Origin of the sequence: Arcobacter peruensis, assembly GCF_003711085.1 — a bacterium.
Lineage (GTDB): Bacteria > Campylobacterota > Campylobacteria > Campylobacterales > Arcobacteraceae > Poseidonibacter > Poseidonibacter parvus.
Genome location: NZ_CP032363.1, coordinates 1,602,925 through 1,621,734, shown reverse-complemented (window position 1 = coordinate 1,621,734; position 18,810 = coordinate 1,602,925). Strand labels below are relative to the sequence as shown.

19 protein-coding genes are annotated in these 18,810 nt (G+C 29.1%); 12 read left to right on the top strand and 7 right to left on the bottom strand.

Going from position 1 to position 18,810, the window contains the following annotated elements:
- Positions 1–202 precede the first annotated feature (202 nt).
- Together D3Z07_RS08130 and plsY are read right to left on the bottom strand one after the other, a co-directional pair.
- Positions 203–514, bottom strand: a complete 312-nt coding sequence (locus D3Z07_RS08130) for a dihydroneopterin aldolase (RefSeq protein ID WP_122893565.1) — start codon at positions 512–514, stop codon at positions 203–205.
- Complete coding sequence (plsY, locus tag D3Z07_RS08125) at positions 514–1,137, bottom strand: glycerol-3-phosphate 1-O-acyltransferase PlsY (protein WP_122893564.1); 624 nt, start codon at positions 1,135–1,137, stop codon at positions 514–516. The genes D3Z07_RS08130 and plsY overlap by 1 nt, the downstream gene beginning before the upstream one ends.
- Before the next feature lie 112 nt (positions 1,138–1,249).
- Between plsY and nadA the strand changes: the two genes are divergently transcribed.
- From nadA to ribD, 12 genes are all read left to right on the top strand, one after another.
- Positions 1,250–2,239: a quinolinate synthase NadA gene (nadA, locus tag D3Z07_RS08120; RefSeq protein WP_122893563.1), complete on the top strand. Its 990-nt coding sequence runs from the start codon at positions 1,250–1,252 to the stop codon at positions 2,237–2,239.
- The gene (nadC, locus tag D3Z07_RS08115; RefSeq protein ID WP_122893562.1) at positions 2,236–3,057 is read left to right on the top strand and encodes a carboxylating nicotinate-nucleotide diphosphorylase; all 822 of its coding nucleotides are present in this window, start codon (positions 2,236–2,238) and stop codon (positions 3,055–3,057) included. Before nadA ends, nadC begins: the two co-directional genes overlap by 4 nt.
- Before the next feature lie 60 nt (positions 3,058–3,117).
- Positions 3,118–4,104: a DHH family phosphoesterase gene (locus D3Z07_RS08110; RefSeq protein ID WP_122893561.1), complete on the top strand. Its 987-nt coding sequence runs from the start codon at positions 3,118–3,120 to the stop codon at positions 4,102–4,104.
- Positions 4,088–5,473, top strand: coding sequence for a M23 family metallopeptidase (locus D3Z07_RS08105; RefSeq protein ID WP_076083639.1), 1,386 nt, complete (start codon positions 4,088–4,090; stop codon positions 5,471–5,473). The genes D3Z07_RS08110 and D3Z07_RS08105 overlap by 17 nt, the downstream gene beginning before the upstream one ends.
- Positions 5,470–6,375, top strand: coding sequence for a UDP-3-O-acyl-N-acetylglucosamine deacetylase (gene lpxC / locus D3Z07_RS08100; protein ID WP_076083642.1), 906 nt, complete (start codon positions 5,470–5,472; stop codon positions 6,373–6,375). The genes D3Z07_RS08105 and lpxC overlap by 4 nt, the downstream gene beginning before the upstream one ends.
- A gap of 9 nt (positions 6,376–6,384) precedes the next feature.
- Positions 6,385–6,837 carry a hypothetical protein gene (locus tag D3Z07_RS08095; RefSeq protein ID WP_076083645.1) on the top strand — a complete coding sequence of 151 codons (453 nt, stop codon included), beginning with the start codon at positions 6,385–6,387 and terminating at the stop codon, positions 6,835–6,837.
- Between the two features lie 11 nt (positions 6,838–6,848).
- Positions 6,849–7,730: a homoserine kinase gene (thrB, locus tag D3Z07_RS08090; RefSeq protein ID WP_076083648.1), complete on the top strand. Its 882-nt coding sequence runs from the start codon at positions 6,849–6,851 to the stop codon at positions 7,728–7,730.
- 36 nt (positions 7,731–7,766) lie between these two features.
- Positions 7,767–8,042, top strand: a complete 276-nt coding sequence (locus tag D3Z07_RS08085) for a DUF448 domain-containing protein (RefSeq protein ID WP_076083651.1) — start codon at positions 7,767–7,769, stop codon at positions 8,040–8,042.
- The gene (infB, locus tag D3Z07_RS08080) at positions 8,032–10,734 is read left to right on the top strand and encodes a translation initiation factor IF-2 (RefSeq protein WP_122893560.1); all 2,703 of its coding nucleotides are present in this window, start codon (positions 8,032–8,034) and stop codon (positions 10,732–10,734) included. The genes D3Z07_RS08085 and infB overlap by 11 nt, the downstream gene beginning before the upstream one ends.
- A gap of 2 nt (positions 10,735–10,736) precedes the next feature.
- Positions 10,737–11,096, top strand: coding sequence for a 30S ribosome-binding factor RbfA (gene rbfA, locus D3Z07_RS08075; RefSeq protein WP_076083657.1), 360 nt, complete (start codon positions 10,737–10,739; stop codon positions 11,094–11,096).
- Positions 11,093–11,521 carry a ribosome maturation factor RimP gene (gene rimP / locus D3Z07_RS08070; protein WP_076083660.1) on the top strand — a complete coding sequence of 143 codons (429 nt, stop codon included), beginning with the start codon at positions 11,093–11,095 and terminating at the stop codon, positions 11,519–11,521. Before rbfA ends, rimP begins: the two co-directional genes overlap by 4 nt.
- Before the next feature lie 86 nt (positions 11,522–11,607).
- Positions 11,608–12,618 carry a bifunctional diaminohydroxyphosphoribosylaminopyrimidine deaminase/5-amino-6-(5-phosphoribosylamino)uracil reductase RibD gene (gene ribD / locus D3Z07_RS08065; RefSeq protein ID WP_122893559.1) on the top strand — a complete coding sequence of 337 codons (1,011 nt, stop codon included), beginning with the start codon at positions 11,608–11,610 and terminating at the stop codon, positions 12,616–12,618.
- A 56-nt stretch (positions 12,619–12,674) separates the two neighbouring features.
- Here ribD and efp read toward each other — a convergent pair whose 3' ends face one another.
- From efp to aroA, 5 genes are all read right to left on the bottom strand, one after another.
- Positions 12,675–13,235 (bottom strand): elongation factor P, encoded by a 561-nt coding sequence (efp, locus tag D3Z07_RS08060; RefSeq protein ID WP_076083666.1) that lies wholly within the window; start codon positions 13,233–13,235, stop codon positions 12,675–12,677.
- A gap of 9 nt (positions 13,236–13,244) precedes the next feature.
- Positions 13,245–14,831: a phosphoglycerate dehydrogenase gene (gene serA, locus D3Z07_RS08055; RefSeq protein WP_076083669.1), complete on the bottom strand. Its 1,587-nt coding sequence runs from the start codon at positions 14,829–14,831 to the stop codon at positions 13,245–13,247.
- A 20-nt stretch (positions 14,832–14,851) separates the two neighbouring features.
- Positions 14,852–16,504, bottom strand: coding sequence for a 30S ribosomal protein S1 (locus D3Z07_RS08050; RefSeq protein ID WP_076083672.1), 1,653 nt, complete (start codon positions 16,502–16,504; stop codon positions 14,852–14,854).
- A 65-nt stretch (positions 16,505–16,569) separates the two neighbouring features.
- Entirely contained in the window at positions 16,570–17,406 is an 837-nt protein-coding gene (locus D3Z07_RS08045) for a 4-hydroxy-3-methylbut-2-enyl diphosphate reductase (RefSeq protein ID WP_076083675.1), read from the bottom strand.
- A 119-nt stretch (positions 17,407–17,525) separates the two neighbouring features.
- The gene (gene aroA, locus D3Z07_RS08040; protein ID WP_076083678.1) at positions 17,526–18,803 is read right to left on the bottom strand and encodes a 3-phosphoshikimate 1-carboxyvinyltransferase; all 1,278 of its coding nucleotides are present in this window, start codon (positions 18,801–18,803) and stop codon (positions 17,526–17,528) included.
- Positions 18,804–18,810 lie beyond the last annotated feature (7 nt).

Sequence of the window (18,810 nt, the reverse complement as noted above, 5' to 3'; positions counted from 1 at the left end):
TATATTTCAGTCTGTCGGAGCGCGCGAACTCATTCAAAATGATTTATTTGAACCTTTTCCGACATCCCGTTACGAGCATTCTACACCACTAAATTTTAAAGTTTTCTTAAAATGCATGATTTTTATGTTAATTAAGGGTTAATTTAAGCTAGGGTTTAGTTAATAGTTCGTTAATGATAAATAGGATAAAAATTGTATTATTTTAGTTTGATACTGAAACAATACAGTTTTTTAGGATGTTAGGTTTAGATATATTGATAATTAGATTATTTATTTTATACAGTTTGTATAGTTTGGCTTCTAGGAAGATTATGGCGTCTTCTATTAGTAAAAATTTTCTTTTTTTCATTTGTTTTTCAACAAATGCAGAGATTTCACTGTAATCTATGAAAAAATCTTCTTTAAATTCATATTCAAATGATAGGTTTACTATAACTTTTTGCTTTTTTTTTCGTTCGAAATCAAGTATTCCTATTATACATTTAAAAGATAAGTCATTTATTTGTACTTTCATTAGATTACTTTTGACTCTTGTCCCTTAATCATTCTCATAATATTTGGAATATGTTTGTAGTATATAATGAATGCAATAATATACATAGGGATATTTGAACCTACATTTAATCCATCATTTAAAAAACTTGCTACTACAATTACAGCTGTAAGTCCTAGTAGTGACGAAAGTGAAGATATTTTAAGAACCTTTGCACAGATTATCCAAACAGCCGCACCTATTAAAGTAGGAATTGGAATAAGTGCTATAAATACACCAAGCCCAGTTGCAACTCCTTTTCCACCTTCTAAACTTAAATATATTGAATAACAGTGACCAAGTACAGATAAAACAGCAATTCCCCAAAGTGTTGAATCACTAGATCCCATACTCATAGCTACTAATAAAACAAGTGTTCCTTTAAGTGCGTCAAGTATAACTGTTGCAGCTCCTAGTTTTTTTGCTAAGGCTGGATTTGTTTCTTTTACTACTCTTAATACATTTGTTGCACCAATTGAACCACTTCCTGCACTTTTTACATCAACTCCTGCAAAAAATTTTGCAAGTAGTAATCCAAAAGGAATTGAACCAATTAAGTATGCGCTTATGTAAAATAAAATATTTGAGTTAGTGAAAAAATCCATTTATTACCTTTTATATTAATGTAGAGTTTTTATTATTTGTTTAAGTTAAATGGATTATAACAAACATTTTGTTATATTATCATTTATAAAAACATTTAATTGAAGGTTTGTTTTGAATTTAAAAGAAGAAATTATAAAGCTAAAAGAAGAATTAGATGTAACATTAGTAGCTCACTTTTATCAAAGAGATGAAGTTTTTGAGTTAGCTGATATTACAGGTGATTCATTAGAATTAGCAAAAAAAGCTAAGGCAACTGATTCTAAGTATATTGTATTTTGTGGTGTTGGATTTATGGGTGAGAGTGTAAAAGTTATGAGCCCTGAGAAAACAGTTTTAATGCCAAAAATTGCATGTTGTGCAATGGCTAGAATGATTGATGAGGGTTATTATGAACAAAATCTTGAAGTAATAAATAAAGCTGGTATTTCAAATGATGATATCTTACCAATTACTTATATAAACTCAAGTGCTGCTGTTAAAGCTAGAGTAGGAAAAATGGGTGGAATGGTTTGTACTTCATCAAATGCTTATAAAATTATTGAAAAAGGCTTAGAATCTGGGAAGAAAATCTTTTTTGTTCCTGATAGATGTTTAGGTCAAAACTTTGCTAAATCATTAAATCTAAAATCTGCAATAGTTGGAGATGGAAGTGATTTAAAAGAAGCTGATATTATATGTTATAACGGTTTTTGTTCTGTTCATCAACAATTTACTGTAGAAGATATTGAATTTTATAGAGAAAAATATCCTGATATTTTAATTGCAGTTCATCCTGAGTGTGATCCAAAAGTTTGTGATGCTTCTGATTTTGTAGGTTCAACATCTCAATTAATTACATATATAAAAGAGTTACCAGTTGATCAAAAAGTTGCAGTTGGAACTGAGTTTAATATGGTAAATAGATTAAGAACAAAAAATACTTATATTTTAAGCTCAACTAAACCTGAGTGTCCAACAATGAATGAAACAACACTTCAAGATGTTTACAATACTTTAAAATCAATCAAAGATGATAACATTATGAAAGAAACAGAAATTTCTGTATCAGAAGAAAATATAAAATACGCTAGATTAGCACTTGAAAGGATGTTTGAAATATGATTAATATTAAAAAGTTTGTAAAAAATGCCATTATTGAAGATAATGGAAGAGGAGATTTATTCTTCGATGTTGCTCCAAAAGGTAGATTTACAGCACGTGCTATTTCAAAATCTGATGGAATTATTGCAGGAATTCAATATGCAAAAGTATTAGCAAGAACAGAAAAGTTTGATTGTAAGTTTTTGAAAAAAGATGGTGATACAATTAAGGCAGGTGAAACAATTGCAGAGCTTGAAGGTAAGGCTTCTATTCTTTTATCATCTGAAAGAACTTTTTTAAATATGCTTCAACATGCATCTGGAATTGCTACTATGGCAAACCAATATGCAAAATTAATGGAAGGTACTGGAGTTGTTTTACTAGATACTAGAAAAACACGACCACAACTTAGAGATTTTGAAAAATATGCTTCAAGAGTTGGTGGAGCAATTAACCACAGACTTGGACTTGATGATTGTTTAATGTTAAAAGATACTCACTTAAGAACAATTGATAACTTAAAAGAGTTTGTAAAAAAAGCAAGAAAAAGAATTTCTTGGGTTACAAAAATAGAGATTGAGTGTGAAACTTTTGAGCAAGTTCAAGAAGCAATGGATGCAGGTGCTGATATTATTATGTGTGATAATATGACTCCTCTTCAAATAAAAGATGTTGTTAAATTCAGAGATGAAACTTATCCACATATTTTACTTGAAGCTAGTGGAAATATTGACCTTAATACAATAAGAGGATATGCACTTTCAGGTGTTGATGCTATTAGTAGTGGTAGTATAATTCATCAAGCTACATGGCTTGATTTTTCAATGAAGTTTGACTAATCATTAACTTTTGGTTAGTTTTACTTTCATATAATAATAGTTAAAATTGAAGGATAGGTATTGAAAAAAGATTTCATAGTAAGTAATAAAATTGATATGTCAGCATATACTCAAGCTTTAAAGCTAATTGAAGAAAGCAGATATATTCTTATAATTACTCACGTAAATCCAGACCCTGATACTATCTCTTCAGCTCTTGCACTTTCAAATTTATTTCATGAAAACAAAATAAAACACAAAGTGTTTAATATAAGTTCGGATTTACCAAATAATTTAAATTTTTTACATAGGTTTGATAAAATTACAGACCAATTGCCAAAGTTTTTTGATTTAGCAATTTCAGTTGATTGTGGAACATATCCACGATTAGGATTTAAATTAGATGATAGTATTCCACTGATTAATTTTGATCACCATAAATCAAACAATAATTTTGGAACTATAAATATTGTAGACCCAATGAAAAGTTCAACAGCAGAAATTGTATATGACTTTTTTAAGCATAATGGTTTATATATTACGAAAGAATCAGCAACTGCACTTTATGTAGGAATTTATGATGATTCACTAGCTTTTTCACTTAGTAGATGTGATGAATTAACATTTGATAAGGTGAACTTTTTAGTTCAATGTGGAGCAAGTCCTTCAGCAATTGCAAATAAACTTTTAAGAAGAGACTCTCTTGCAAAATATAGAATAATTCCCAAAGTACTTGATAGCTTAGAGTTATTCAAAGAAGGTGAAGTTGCAACTATTATTGCAAAAAAAGAGTGGTTTGAAGAAACTGGAGCACACACAAGAGATTGTGAAGATGCCTTAGATATGATAATGAGTATAGCAGTTGTAAGAGTAGCTGCTTATGTAAGAATTGTTAATAATAGAGCAAGATTATCTTTAAGATCAAAAGGTAATATTGATGTATCAAAAATAGCAGGACATTTTGGTGGCGGTGGACACTTTAATGCAGCTGGTTGTAGTATTGATACAGATGATGTAAATGAAGCAAAACAATTAGTTTTAAAGGAAATTTTTGAGTTATACAAATAGAAGAAAAAATAATAAAGCGAAGATGGCATTAGTATATATTATTATTGCAATAATTATAGGATTAGGTGCATTTGTATTTCTATCACCTACTTTTGAAAAAAATAGTCCTAAAATCTCATTGGAAAATGAAATATTTTGGAATTTAAAATCACCTTTAAAAGTTAATTTTACAGATGACAATGAAATTGCTTCTTATGTTATTACATATTTTGATGATAATAATGAAATCAAATTAGATACTAAGAAACTAAATGTTTCAAAAGGTTCAATTGATTTAGATATTATTGCTCCAAAAATTGATTTATCAACTAAAACACAAAATGCAATGTTAAAAATTGAAGTTTCAGATACAAGTAAATGGAATTTCTTTATGGGAAATAAAGCTACTAAAGATATTAAAATCAAAGTAGATAAAAAAAGACCAATTGCAAATGTATTAAGTAACTCATACTTAATCAATCAAGGTGGAAGTGCTGCTGTTGTTGTTGAAGTTAAAGATGAAAATTTAGAAGATTTTTATATCTCTTTTAATAATGAAGAGAGATTTGAATTATTTCCTTTTTATAAAGATAATTTTTATATAGCAATTATTGCATGGCCAATTGAAATAAAAGAATTTAAAAGAGTTAATTTAGTTGCTATAGATAAGGCTAGAAATAAAACAGTAACAAAAATACCTTTATATATTAAAGAGTTAAAAGTAAAAATTGATAATTTAAAGATTTCTGATAGATTTATTGATAAAGTTAGTAAAAATGTACTTACAAAAAGTGGTTTTGATATTCCAAGTAGTCAAGCAGAAACATTTGTAAAAGCTAACAAAGATTTAAGAAAAAGAAACGTAGATACAATAAAAAGTGTATCTAGAAATAATATGAATAAAGATAAAGTTACAAAATTTGATATTAAAGCTTTTAAACAATTACCATCATCTATGACTTTTGCAGGTTATGGTGAAAGACGACACTATACATATGAAGGTAAAAAAATTGATGAAGCTTGGCATTTAGGTATGGATTGGGCTAGTGTTAAAAAAGCAAAAATATTTACTACAAATGCTGGAAAAGTTATCTTTAAAGATTATTTAGGAATTTATGGTGATTCAATTATTATTGACCATAAATTTGGATTAGGTACTTTATATGCACATACAAGTAGATCAGTTGTAGAAGTAAATGATGAAGTAAAAGCAGGTGCTTATATTGCAAATACAGGATCAAGTGGGGCTGTATTTGGTGATCATTTACATTTTGGTGTATTGGTTCAAGGAATAGAAGTTAATCCTACAGAATGGCTTAGTAGATATTGGGTTAGAGAAAATATTACTAAAGTTATAGATAATGCAAAGAAAGCGATTGAAAGCAAATGAAACAAAGAACAATAGCAAAATCAGTTGAAATAGTAGGAATTGGTCTTCACAAAGGCGTTCCTGTAAAAATGAAACTTGAACCTTTAGAAGAAGATGCTGGAATAATTTTTTATAGAGTTGATGCAGGAATTACAATACCTTTATGTATTGAAAATGTTGTAGATACAAAAATGGCAACTGTAATTGGAAAAGATGGAATTGTAATTTCTACAATTGAGCATTTATTATCAGCTGTTTATGCTTATGGAATTGATAACTTACGAGTAGTAATTGACAATGATGAAGTTCCTGTTTTAGATGGAAGTTCTTCTGGTTATTGTATGCTAATTGAAGAAGCTGGTATTAAAGAATTAAATAAAAGTAAAAAAGCTATAAAAGTAAAAAAAGAAGTTGAAATTACAACTGAAGATGGGAAAAGAGTTACATTAAAACCATCAAATAGAATTATTTATGATTTCCAAATAGCTTTTGATCATCCTTCTATTGGTGAACAAAATTTCCATTTTGATTACTCTATTAATGAATATAAAGAGAATATTTCAAGAGCTAGAACTTTTGGTTTTTTACATGAAGTTCAATATTTAAGATCTATTGGCTTAGCTCAAGGTGGATCTATGGAAAATGCTATTGTTTTAGACCAATCAAAAGTTTTAAATCCTGAAGGTTTAAGATTTGATGATGAGTTTGTAAGACATAAAATACTTGATGCAATTGGTGATATGGCACTATTAGGTTATACAATGGTTGGAGAATATGATGCAGTTGCTGGAAGTCATCACTTAAATCACTTATTAACTAAAGAGCTTTATAAAGATGCTTCAAATTATGAAATTATTGATCTAGAAGAAGCAAGCGAAGAAGCTGAAGTATTTGAATTAGCATATTCAAAAGTAGAAGTATAGGAATATTATTTGATAGAAGTTTTAGTTATTAGTATTTCAAATCCTATATTAATTGGTCTTTATGAGAATAAACAATTAATAAAAGAGTATAAATTAGAAGGTAAAACTTCTGATTTACTTCCTTCTTTATTTGAAAATATATTAAAAGAGTTTGATATAAAAAGAATAAATTATGTTAATTCACCTGGCTCTTATATGGCAATTAAAGTTGCTTATATATTTTTAAAAACTATTAGTATTACAAAAAATATAGAGTTTCAAGCTTGTAATGGCTTTGAATTTAATGAGAATTCTCCAATAAAAGCTTTAGGAAAAAAATACTTTAAACAAGATGAAAATGGTATTAAAGTTGACTTTTTAGAAAAAGACGATATAATTCGCGACTTTAAATTACCTAATAATATAGATAAAATAAATTTTAATAAACAAACACTGCCAATTTATAATTTACCAGCTGTTTAAGAAGGAAATATATGAAAATAAGCGTTCCAGCAACTAGTGCTAACTTGGGACCTGGTTTTGATTCACTAGGACTTGCAATTGCAATGAAAAACCAAGTAATAATCAGACCATCAAAATTTCATAGTGTGTCATTAAAAGGTGAGGGTGCTAATAACCCAGCTTTAAAAGATAATAATATGTTTATCTCAATTTTTAATGATTTCTATCATAATCTAGCTGTAAAAAAAAGACATTATAGATTTGAATTCTATAATGAGATTCCATTATCACGTGGACTTGGTAGTTCTTCTGCTGTAATTGTTTCTGCAATTGCATCTGCATATGCTATTGAAGGAATAAAGTTAGAGAAAAGTAAACTATTAAATTTAGCACTTGCTTATGAAAATCATCCTGATAATATAACACCTGCTGTTATGGGTGGATTTAATGTAGCAACTGTGCAAGAAAATGAAGTAAAATTTATAAATAAATCTATACCAAATATATTAAGAGCTGTTGTTGTTATTCCAAATAGACCAATTTCAACACAGTTATCTAGAAAATCACTTCCTTTTAAATATTCAAAAGAGGATGCTGTGTTTAATATTTCTCATTCATCACTATTAACAGCTGCTTTTATGAGTGAAGATTGGAGAATGCTTAGAACTGCTTCATTAGATAAAGTTCATCAAAAGTACAGAATGAAACAAATGCCAGAATTATTTGATGTTCAAAAAACATCATTAAGATCAGGTTCATTAATGAGTACACTTTCAGGTTCAGGTTCTACACTTTTTTCTATTTGTTTTTCAGAAGATGCAAAGAAAATAGAAAAAGCACTTAAGACTAAATTCCCACATTTCAAAGTTTTCACATGTGACTTTGATAACAGTGGTGTTCGTATAGAAATTTAAGTTTTTTTGATATTAAGTATATTTTAGGTATAATCATTGGCTAAATTGAAAACGACACTTCGAACATGTATTGTTTGTAGAAATAAAAACGAACAAAAAGAGCTTTTTAGATTAAAATGTGAAGATAAAAAACTTGTATCATATAACAACTATGGTAGAAGTTTTTATATCTGTAGGGATTGTATTAATTTATTACAATCAGATATTAATCAAAAAACCTATAAAAAGATAGAAAAATCACTTTTTAGAGAGTGTAAAAATAAAGATAAGTATGTTGAACAACTTAAGGAGATGCTAACAGATGTCAGATAAAGTAAGAGTTTATGAAATTGCAGAAGAGGCGGGAGCTAGTAGCTCAGATGTAATTGCAAAAGCTAAAGATTTAAATATAGAACTTAAATCACCACAAAGCGCGGTATCATTCGAGGATGCTGAGGAAATTGCAAATTATATAATGACTGGAAAAAGTTCTAAACTTCCAGCTAAAGCACCAGTTAAAGCTAAAAAAGCTGCAGTGAAAAAAGTAGAAGAAAAGAAAGAAGAACCAGCTGCTGTAAAAGTAGAAGAGAAAGTAAAAGTCGAAGAAAAAAAAGAAGTTGTTAAAAAACCTGCAATCTCTAAACCTAAGTCTGTAGATACTCCAGCATCTAAAACAGAAAAAATCGAAGAAGTTAAAAAAGCACCTGAAGCAAAAGAAGAAGTTGCTAAAAAAACAGAAGATAAAGATTCTGAAGCACCAGTTATTAAAAAAATAATCCCTAAAAGAAGAGGGCTTAAAATTGTTAAAAAGAAAAAGCCAAAAGTTGAAGAAGCTCCAAAAGTAGAATTTAATACACCAGCTACTGGAACTCCTAAAAAACAAATGAAATCTCTTAGTGAAATTTTAGGTAATAACTCTGAAGATAAAAAAGATTCTACAGAACAAAAAGTTAAATCTAAAAAAGATAAAAAGAAAACTAATGTAAGAGCACAAGACCACGGTAGAAAACTTGAAGTTCAAAGAGAATCATCTAATGATTTCAATTCAACTTCAACAGATTCTTTACTTGGTGAAGAAGTATTCTTACTTGATTTAGGTTTAGCAGATAAATCAAAATTATTAGAAGAGACAAAACCTCAAAACCAAAATAAGCAATCTAGATCATCTAGACCAGCTGCATTTGGAAATAGACCTCAAGGTTTAAAAAGAGGTAAGAGAAAGAAAAGATTTAAAAGAACAGAAGAAGAAATTGAGATAACTGAAGTTACAATTCCTGAAGAGTGTAGAGTATATGAATTTGCTGAAGCTTGTGGAAAATCTGCATCAGATGTAATTTCTGTATTATTTGGTTTAGGAATGCTTGTTACTAAAAATGACTTCTTAAAACAAGACGAATTAGAAATTCTTGGTGAAGAATTTGGAATTGAAGTAACTGTTAAAGATGCTTTAGAAGATGTTAATTATGTTGATGATTATCATGAAGAAGATATTGATGATTCAAATTTTGTAACAAGACCTCCCGTTGTTACAATTATGGGACACGTTGATCATGGTAAGACTTCTTTATTAGACAAAATTAGATCTGCAAAAGTAGCTAAAGGTGAAGCTGGTGGAATTACTCAACATATTTCTGCATATACAGTTGATCAAAATGGTCAAAAAATTACATTCGTAGATACTCCAGGACATGCTGCGTTTTCTGAAATGAGATCAAGAGGTACTGAAATTACTGATGTAATTATTATTGTTGTTGCTGCAGATGATGGTGTTAAACCACAAACTGAAGAAGTAATTTCACATGCAAAAGCATCTGGATGTCCAATTATTGTTGCTGTTAACAAAATGGATAAAGAATCTGCAAATATGGATATGGTAAAAGCTCAAATGGCTGAGAGAGAAATGACTCCAGTTGATTGGGGTGGAGATGTTGAATTTATTGGAGTATCTGCACATACTGGTATGGGAATAGATGACTTATTAGAAAATATCTTACTTCAATCAGAAGTTCTTGAACTTAAAGCAGATCCAAGTGCAAAAGCAAAAGGTGCAGTTGTTGAGTCTTTACTTGAAAAAGGTAGAGGACCAGTTGCAACTATTATTGTTCAAAATGGTACATTAAAAGTTGGTGATAATATTGTTTGTGATACTACTTATGGTAGAGTAAAAGCAATTACAAATGACCAAGGAAAACCAGTAAAACAATTAGGACTTTCTGAAACAGGTAATGTTTTAGGATTAAATGAAGTTCCTGTTTCTGGTGCTGTTATGGTTGCTCAAGATTCTGATAAAGAAGCTAGAGAAATTGCAACAACAAGAGCTGAGCATGCACGTGCTAAAGAGTTATCAAAATCTACTAAAGTATCTTTAGAAGAAATGAGTGGATTAATTGCTGAAGGTAAAATTAAACAACTTCCAGTAATTATTAAAACTGATGTTGGTGGTTCATTAGAAGCTATTAAAGGTTCATTAGAAAAAATTGCAAATGAAGAAGTAAAAGTTAAAGTTCTTCATGCAGGTGTTGGTGGAATTACTGAATCTGATTTAGTATTAGCAAATGCATCAGAGGGTTGTATTATCTTAGGATTTAATGTAAGACCTACAGGTTCTGTTAAACAAAAAGCAAAAGCTGATGGTGTAACTATTAATACATATACAATTATTTATGATTTAATTGATGATGTTAAAGATGCATTATCTGGAATGATGAGTGCTGTAATTAGAGAAGAAAATACAGGTCAAGCAGAAGTAAGAGATACATTCGTTGTTCCTAAAGTTGGAACAGTTGCAGGATGTTTAGTAACTGATGGTAAAGTAATCAGAGGTGGTCATGCTAGAATCATTAGAGATGGTGTTGTTACTTATACAGGTAAAATTTCATCATTAAAAAGATTTAAAGATGATGCTAAAGAAGTTGCTAATGGTTATGAGTGTGGTATTATGTTCGATAAATTCAATGATATTAAAGTTGGAGATTTCATCGAAACATTTATTCAAATTGAAGAAAAAGTATCGATTGACGACTAATTATGAAAAGTGTTAATTTACAAAGAACTGAATCATTATTAATGGAATTAATTCCAGAAGCATTATCTACTTTAGGTGATGCTCGAATTAATACACTTGCTATTACACATGTAAACTGTAAAAATGGAAAATATGATGCCTTAGTTTATTTTGATGGTTCTGATTATGAAAAAAAAGAAATAACTCAAATGATTTCATTATTAAATAAAGCAAATGGAAGATTGAAATCACATATATTAGCTAGTACTGGTTGGTATAAATGTCCTGATTTTAAATTTTTAAATGATACTGCTTTAGAACAATCAAGAAATATTGAGTCATTATTTGCTCAAATAAATAAATCAAAAAGTGATAAAGAATGAATTTAGAAGAATCTATAAAATTAGCAGTTGAAAGTTTAGGTGTTGAACTTTATGATATTACAACTGCAAGAGAACATGATGATAATATTTATAGAGTTTCTATCACAGCTGTTGGTGGTGTAAACTTAGATAAATGTGCTGAAGTTTCAAGAATGATATCTCCTATTTTAGATTTAGATGAGCCTTTAGGTGGTAAATACAAGTTAGAAGTAAGCTCTCCTGGAATTGAAAGAAGACTTAAATCTAAGCAACATTTTGCTGCTTCAGTTGGTGAAAATGTAAAAGTAAAAGATATTTCAACTGAAACTTTTAAAGGGAAACTTTTAAGTAGCGATGATGAAAAAATTACTATTGAAACAGAATTTGGTGTTGAAGAAATAGAACATGCTTCTGTTTTATCTGCATCTACTTATTTTGAATGGTAAATTAAAATATAAATAATATCAAAAAAAGGGAGTTGATTTTCAACTTCCTTTTTTTTTAATAAAAATTTAATATAAGAGAATAAAATATGAAAATAAATAATGATTTTTTTATGAATCTAGCTATTAATGAAGCTTGGAAATATCAATTTTTAACATATCCAAATCCAGCTGTTGGATGTGTGGTTGTTAAAGGTGAAAGTGAAATATTAGCTATTGAAGCACATAAAGAAGCTGGAATGCCACATGCAGAAGTTAATGCACTTAAAGCAGCTTTTTTAAAATACCATCCTAATGATGTATTAAAAACTCTTAATGATTCTTTTAAAATACATGAGTATCTAATCAAAAATCATAAGGGTTTTTTTAATGATTGTAAAGTATATGTTACCTTAGAACCCTGCAATCATATAGGAAAAACACCATCATGTGCAAATCTAATTAAAGAGCTAAAACCAAACAAAGTAATTATTGGACATGAAGATAGTAATAAAGATGCAAAAGGTGGTATAGAAACGCTTAAACTTGCAGATATAGATATAGAACTTGATTGCTTAAAGAAAGAAGCCTATGAGCTTTTATATCCTTTTTTAAAGTGGAATAGTGGGACTTTTATTTTTTACAAAATGGCTCAAACATTAAATGGTAGTGTAGATGGAGCGATTTCTGCTAATCAAGCAAAAGCATATGTACATAGTTTAAGAGATAAGATTGATTTATTACTTATTGGCGGAAACACAGTAAGAACTGATAAACCAACTTTGGATGCAAGATATATAGCAGGTCGAGCACCTAATGTAATGATTTATAGTAAAAATAAAATCTTTGATAGAAAAATACCTTTATTTCATATTCCTAATAGAGATGTTGTTATTAGTGATGATTTATTTAAATTACTTGATCATAAATTTATTATGGTTGAGGGTACTTATACTTTATTAGATACTTTAAAAGAAAAACTAGATTATATTTTATTAATAGTTAATCCTAAAATTAGAAAAGGTAGTAATGCTTTAAATGATTTAGATATTGATTTTGAAATAGTTCATGAGAATTATATTGGTGAAGAAAAGCTGGTTTTTTTAAAGAGAAAAAGCTAGGCATAAAAAAAGGCTATATCATATTGATATAGCCTTTTTAGCAGAAGGAAAGTTAATTACTTAACTTTTTCCACGTATTCACCAGTTTTTGTGTCACATTTAATAATGTCACCTTCAACTAAGTGGAAAGGAATTTGTACAACTGCACCACATTCTAAAGTAGCAGGTTTTCTACCACCTTGAGAATCACCTTTAAAGTTTGGTGGAGTTTCTACAATTTTCATTTCAACAGTAGCAGGTGGTTCAACTGTAATTGCCTCACCTTTGAAAAACATCATATCAACATTCATTCCGTCAATAATCCATTTTTCAGTATCACCTACTTGCTCATAAGTTAAACCTATTTGCTCATAAGTATTTGTATCCATAAATTGTAACATTTCACCATCGTCATATAAAAACTGCATAGTTTTTTGTTCTAAATCAGGGATTTCAAATTTATCACCTGCATGAAATGTTTTTTCAATAGTTTTAGCATTTAAAAAATTTTTGATTTTACATCTTACGAATGCTGCACCTTTACCTGGTTTAACATGTGCGTAATCTGTAATTCTATATGGAATTCCATCCACTTCAATCTTCATACCTTTTTTTAAATCACTCATTCCTAAAGCCATAGTCTCTCCTTAAATTTGTGCATAAGAAACAGATCTTGCTGCTTCTAAGCTGTTTAATTCTTTTAATGTATTTGCACAAACTTTTTCATCAACAAGAATAACAGCTAATGCACCGTCTTTTCCTCTTGATAATCTAAAGTCAGCAATATTAATATTATTATCACCAAGAAGTCTTCCAACTTCTCCAATAACACCAGGGATGTCATTGTTTCTCATAATAATCATTTTACCCTTAGGTTCAATATCAAATACAAAATCATTAATTTCAACTATTCTTTGAACATTTTCATCAAAAACAGTACCTGAAATAGATGTAGTACCTTTTTCAGTAGTGATTTTTACAGTAACTTTATTACTATAACCACTTGTATTATTAGCCATTACATTAGAATCAATTGTGATTCCTTTTTCTTCAGCCCAGAATTTAGCATTTACATAATTTACTTCATCACCTGAAGAAACAGTTAATGCTCCAACAGTTGCAAAAGTATTTAATGAGTCTAAGTATTCTGCAATTTCACCACGTGCGCATACAGAAATAGATCTGATTGCTGATTTATCAATTTGAGCAGAAAGGAAAGCCATTTTTTGAGTTAACTCAATATATGGTTTTACAAATGAAGGAATTTTACTTTCGTCAATTGGTAAATTTAAAGCATTTGGATATGCAATTCCACGTGCTGATTCAATTGCATTCTCAGCAGCTTGAATAGCAATTTGCTTTTGTGATTCTTTTGTATTTGCACCTAAGTGTGCAGTTACTGTTACATTTGGTAAATCTAATAATGGATGATCAATTGCAGGTTCTTTGATAAATACATCAATTCCACCCATTGCAATTTTTCCAGATTTAAGATTGTTATATAATGCATCTTCGTTATATAAACCACCTCTAGCACAGTTAATTAAAACTACACCATCTTTCATTTTAGCAATTTCTTCTTCACCAATCATGTCTAATGTTTCTTGATTTTTAGGAGTGTGAATTGTAATAATATCACAATCTAAAATATCTTGAAAATTATTTGTATAGTTAATACCTAAATCAGTCGCTTTTGTTGAAGGAATATAAGGGTCGTATGTTACTACTTCCATTTCAAATGATTTAGCTCTTAATGCAACTCTATGTCCTATGTTACCAAAACCAATAACACCTAATTTTTTACCGAATAATTCATTACCATACCAATCTTCTCTTTTCCAGATTCTATCTTGTTTAAGTTGATTGTGTGCATATGGAAATTTTCTCATACACGATAGCATATGAGCCATTGTTAATTCTACTGCTGCAATTGTATTTGCTGTTGGAACGTTCATAGCAATGATTCCTCTTTTGCTACAACCTTCCATATCAACATTATCATATCCAACACCAGCTCTAATAATAGCTTTTAGATTAACAGCTGCAGTTAAAAACTTTTCATCAACATCAGTTGATGATCTAGTAATTGCTACGTCTGCATCTTTAATTACATTTAAAAGTTCAGTTTTATCAATATCTGCTGCATATACATAATTTACGTCTTCAGTATTTTGTAAAATATTTAATCCGTCTTCATGTATATGGTCACAAACTACGATTGTGTGTTTACTCATTTTAAATTAATCCTATTATATTATTTAATTTGATCTTTTAATAAATCACCTAAAGTCATAGATGAAGTATCATTTACAGATTTTAAAACTTCTCTTTCTTGTTGTTGCTCTAATCTTTTAACTGATAATCTAACTCTATTTCTTTTAGTATCAATATTTACAACAACCGCTTCAATCTCGTCACCAGCTTTGATTTCTTCAATTACTAATGGCTCAACATCTTCATTTCTAATAAGACCATCTAAGTTATCTTCTAATTTAATGAATACACCGAAGTCTTTTGCATCTTTAACAGTTCCTTTAACGATATCACCAATTTTATGAGTTTCTTGGAATCTTTTTGCAGGAGAGTCAGCAATTTCTTTAACTGATAATGAAATATTTTCTTTTTCTCTATCAATTTTGATAATTTTAACTTCAACTTCGTCACCTTTTTTATATAAGGCTTTACATTTTGCATTAGTTTCCCATGAAGATTCTTCATTGTGTAATAAACCATCAACATCACCAATAGTAACAAATGCACCAAAGTCAGTTAATGTAGCAATTTTACCAGTGATTACATCACCAACATTATGCTCTTTTGTAAATTTAGCAAAAGGTTTTTCTTGTAGGTTCTTTAAAGATACTCTTAATCTTTTTGCATCTACATTTAATTCGATAACTTCAACGTTAACTTCTTCACCTAAAGTTAATAATTCTTTTGGGTTTTTAACGTTTTTATTCCATGAAATTTCAGAAATATGTAATAAACCTTCAATATCATTTCCTAAATCAACAAATGCACCATAAGATTCAAAGTTAGAAATTGTAACAGTAATTGTATCACCAACTTCTAATTCGTCTTTAATTTCTTCCCAAGGGTTAGAAAGTGCAGCTTTAATTGATAATGATAAATGTTGTTTTGCTTTATCATAAGATAATACAACTACAGTAACTTCGTCACCTTCATTGTAGTAATTAGCAGGATTTACAGGACCTTTGTATGAGATTTCATTGTAATTAACTAAACCGTCAATTCCATCTAAATCTACAAACATTCCGTAAGAAGTAATTTTTTTAATTGTACCATTTACTGGTTCATTTTTTTCTAAGATATCAGCAACTCTAGAATCTTTAATTGCTTTACCTTCTTCAATTAATTTCTTTCTAGAAACAATAATTGAATTTTGAGCTTCGTTTACTTTTAAAACTTTAGCTTTAACTTTTTTACCAACTGCTCCAATTGCTTTTAAGTAAGACTGAGCCATAGGCATGAAGTATTCACAACCTTCTTCGTCTTCAATAATAAATCCACCTCTTTGTTTAACAGAAATGATTTTACCTTCAATTGTTACATTTTCAACATCTTCACCATGTAATTTAACAAAAGCGTCAAATTTTTCTTTTTGAAGAACTTTTTTATGTGAAATATTAGGTCTTTCACCTCTACTTCCCATTAACATTACAGGGATTGTATCACCCTCTTTGAATTTTACTTCACCATTAATTGTTATTTCAGATACATAAATCTGACCTTCAACTTTTTGACCTACATCAACAAGAACTCTGTCACCAGAGATTTCAACAATTACACCATCAACTACAGAGTTATTCTCAGCATTCTCAAAAGACTCGTTAAGCATTTGCTCAAAATCAAAATCTTCACCTAAATCAATATCTTCGATACCCATTTTATTCCTTCATATTTACCGTTTTTATTTAATGCACGATTATACAAAAAGAATACTTAAACTATTTAATGGCAAGCTTCTATAGTATTTACTACTTGTTGTATAATCCAATCAGGAGTCGATGCACCCGCTGTTATACCACAAAGAGTTTTATTTTTAAACCACTCTTTATCTATTTCTTTTTCATTTTCAATAAGGTAAGAATCTTGACAATTCTCTTTACAAATAGAATGAAGTTGTTTTGTATTTGAAGAGTTTTTCCCTCCAATTACAACCATAACATCAACTTCATTTGATAGCTCTCTTGCTGCATCTTGATTCTCAAAAGTAGCATCACAAATGGTATTAAAAACTCTTACTTCTTTGTTTTTTAAAATCAAAGTGTTTACAATTTCAAGATATTTTTCTTTCTTTTTTGTTGTTTGTGCTACTGTTGCAATTTTGTTATATTTGAAATTTACTTTTTCTAAATCAGATGGTTCTAATACAATATGTACATCTTCTTGGTCTTCACCATAAGATTGCACACCTTTTACTTCTGGGTGATCTGAATCTCCAAAAATAAGTATTGAGTACTCTTCTTTTGACATTTTTTTTACAATTTGTTGTGGAGTTGTTACAAAAGGGCAGGTTGCATTTATTACTTTTGCATTTTGTGCTTTTAGATTTTTTAAGTCATTTTTTGGAATACCATGTGTTCTGATTATTACAGTATCATCATCTTTAACTTCTTTCAAATCTTTATAAAGTCCTACATTAAAATCATTTTGTAATCTATTTATTTCATCTTGATTATGTATTAATGGACCCATTGTTGATGAGTTTTTATACTCTTCTGCTATTTTTATAGCTCTTTTAACGCCAAAACAAAATCCATAATTTGAAGCTAATTTTACTTTCATCTTTTCATCCTTAAAAATTGTCCCAATTTCTAAGGGACCTGTTATTTAATGACTTCTTTTAACAATGGAAATAAATTCCATTTAAAGAAGCAAACCCTAAAGAGAACAACGAGTTGTTCTTAATATAAAGAGTCTAAAATCTCTTTAAAATTTGGAAATGATGTATCAATACATTGTGTATCTTCAATTTCCATATCGCTATTCAATCCAGCTATTGCAAAACTCATTGCAATTCTGTGATCGCCACAAGATGTAATAGTAGCTTTAGTAATTCTTCCACCATTAATTTCATAACCATCTTCATGCTCAATATAATCAACACCACAAAGTTTTAAGTTACCTACTACAGCGGAAATTCTATCAGATTCTTTAACTCTTAACTCTTTAGCATTAGAAACTGTTGATTTGCCTTTTGCTAAACTCATTGCTATTGAAAGTGCTGGAAGTTCATCTATTAGCCATGAAATATTTTCATTAACATCAACTGCATTTAATTCATTATTAATTACTTCAATATCACCAATTGGTTCATAAACATTTTCTTTTTCAATAAAATTAACAGTAACACCCATTCTTTTTAAAACATGGTATGCTTCAATTCTTGTTGGGTTTAGTGTAACATTTTTAATTAATACACGAGAGTTTTTTGTAATAGCAGCTGCTAGGGCAAAAAAGAAAGCAGATGAAGGGTCTGTTGGAACTGTTATATTTAAAGGCTTTAAATTTCCTTCTAATGGATGAATATTAATAAACCCATCTTCATCTGTGTGAAGTTTTGCACTCATACCTTTTAGCATTCTTTCTGTATGGTCACGTGTTAATTCATTTTCTTTATATTTACAAACTCCACTTGCTCTTAAAGCAGCAAGAATCATTGCCGATTTTACTTGTGCTGAATCAACTGGTGAATGGTATGTAAAAGGAGTTAATTCTTTTACTCCTCGTATAAATAAAGGAGCTTTATTTCCTTCTTCTCTTCCATCTATTTGTGCACCAATAGATCTTAAAGGATTAGCAACTCTTTTCATAGGTCTATTCATTAGATATTTATCACCAACTAATGTAAAAGCTCCATCAACAGAAGCTAATAAACCACAAAAAAGTCTCATTGCTGTTCCTGAGTTTCCACAATCTAAAACATCATTTGGTTCACTTAATTTTGAAGTTGGTGTAATTTCTACACTTGAACCATCTCTTTTAATCGTGGCACCTAACTGCTCAACAATACTTAATGTATTCAATGTATCTTCTGCAGTTAAAAAGTTTTTGATATATGATGTTTCATTAGAAAAAAGTGAAAACATTGCACATCTATGAGATATTGATTTGTCACTTGCAATTGAATCTATTTCAATATTAAATGCTTTGTCTAATTTCTTTATACTAAATTTTTCCACTTTTTTG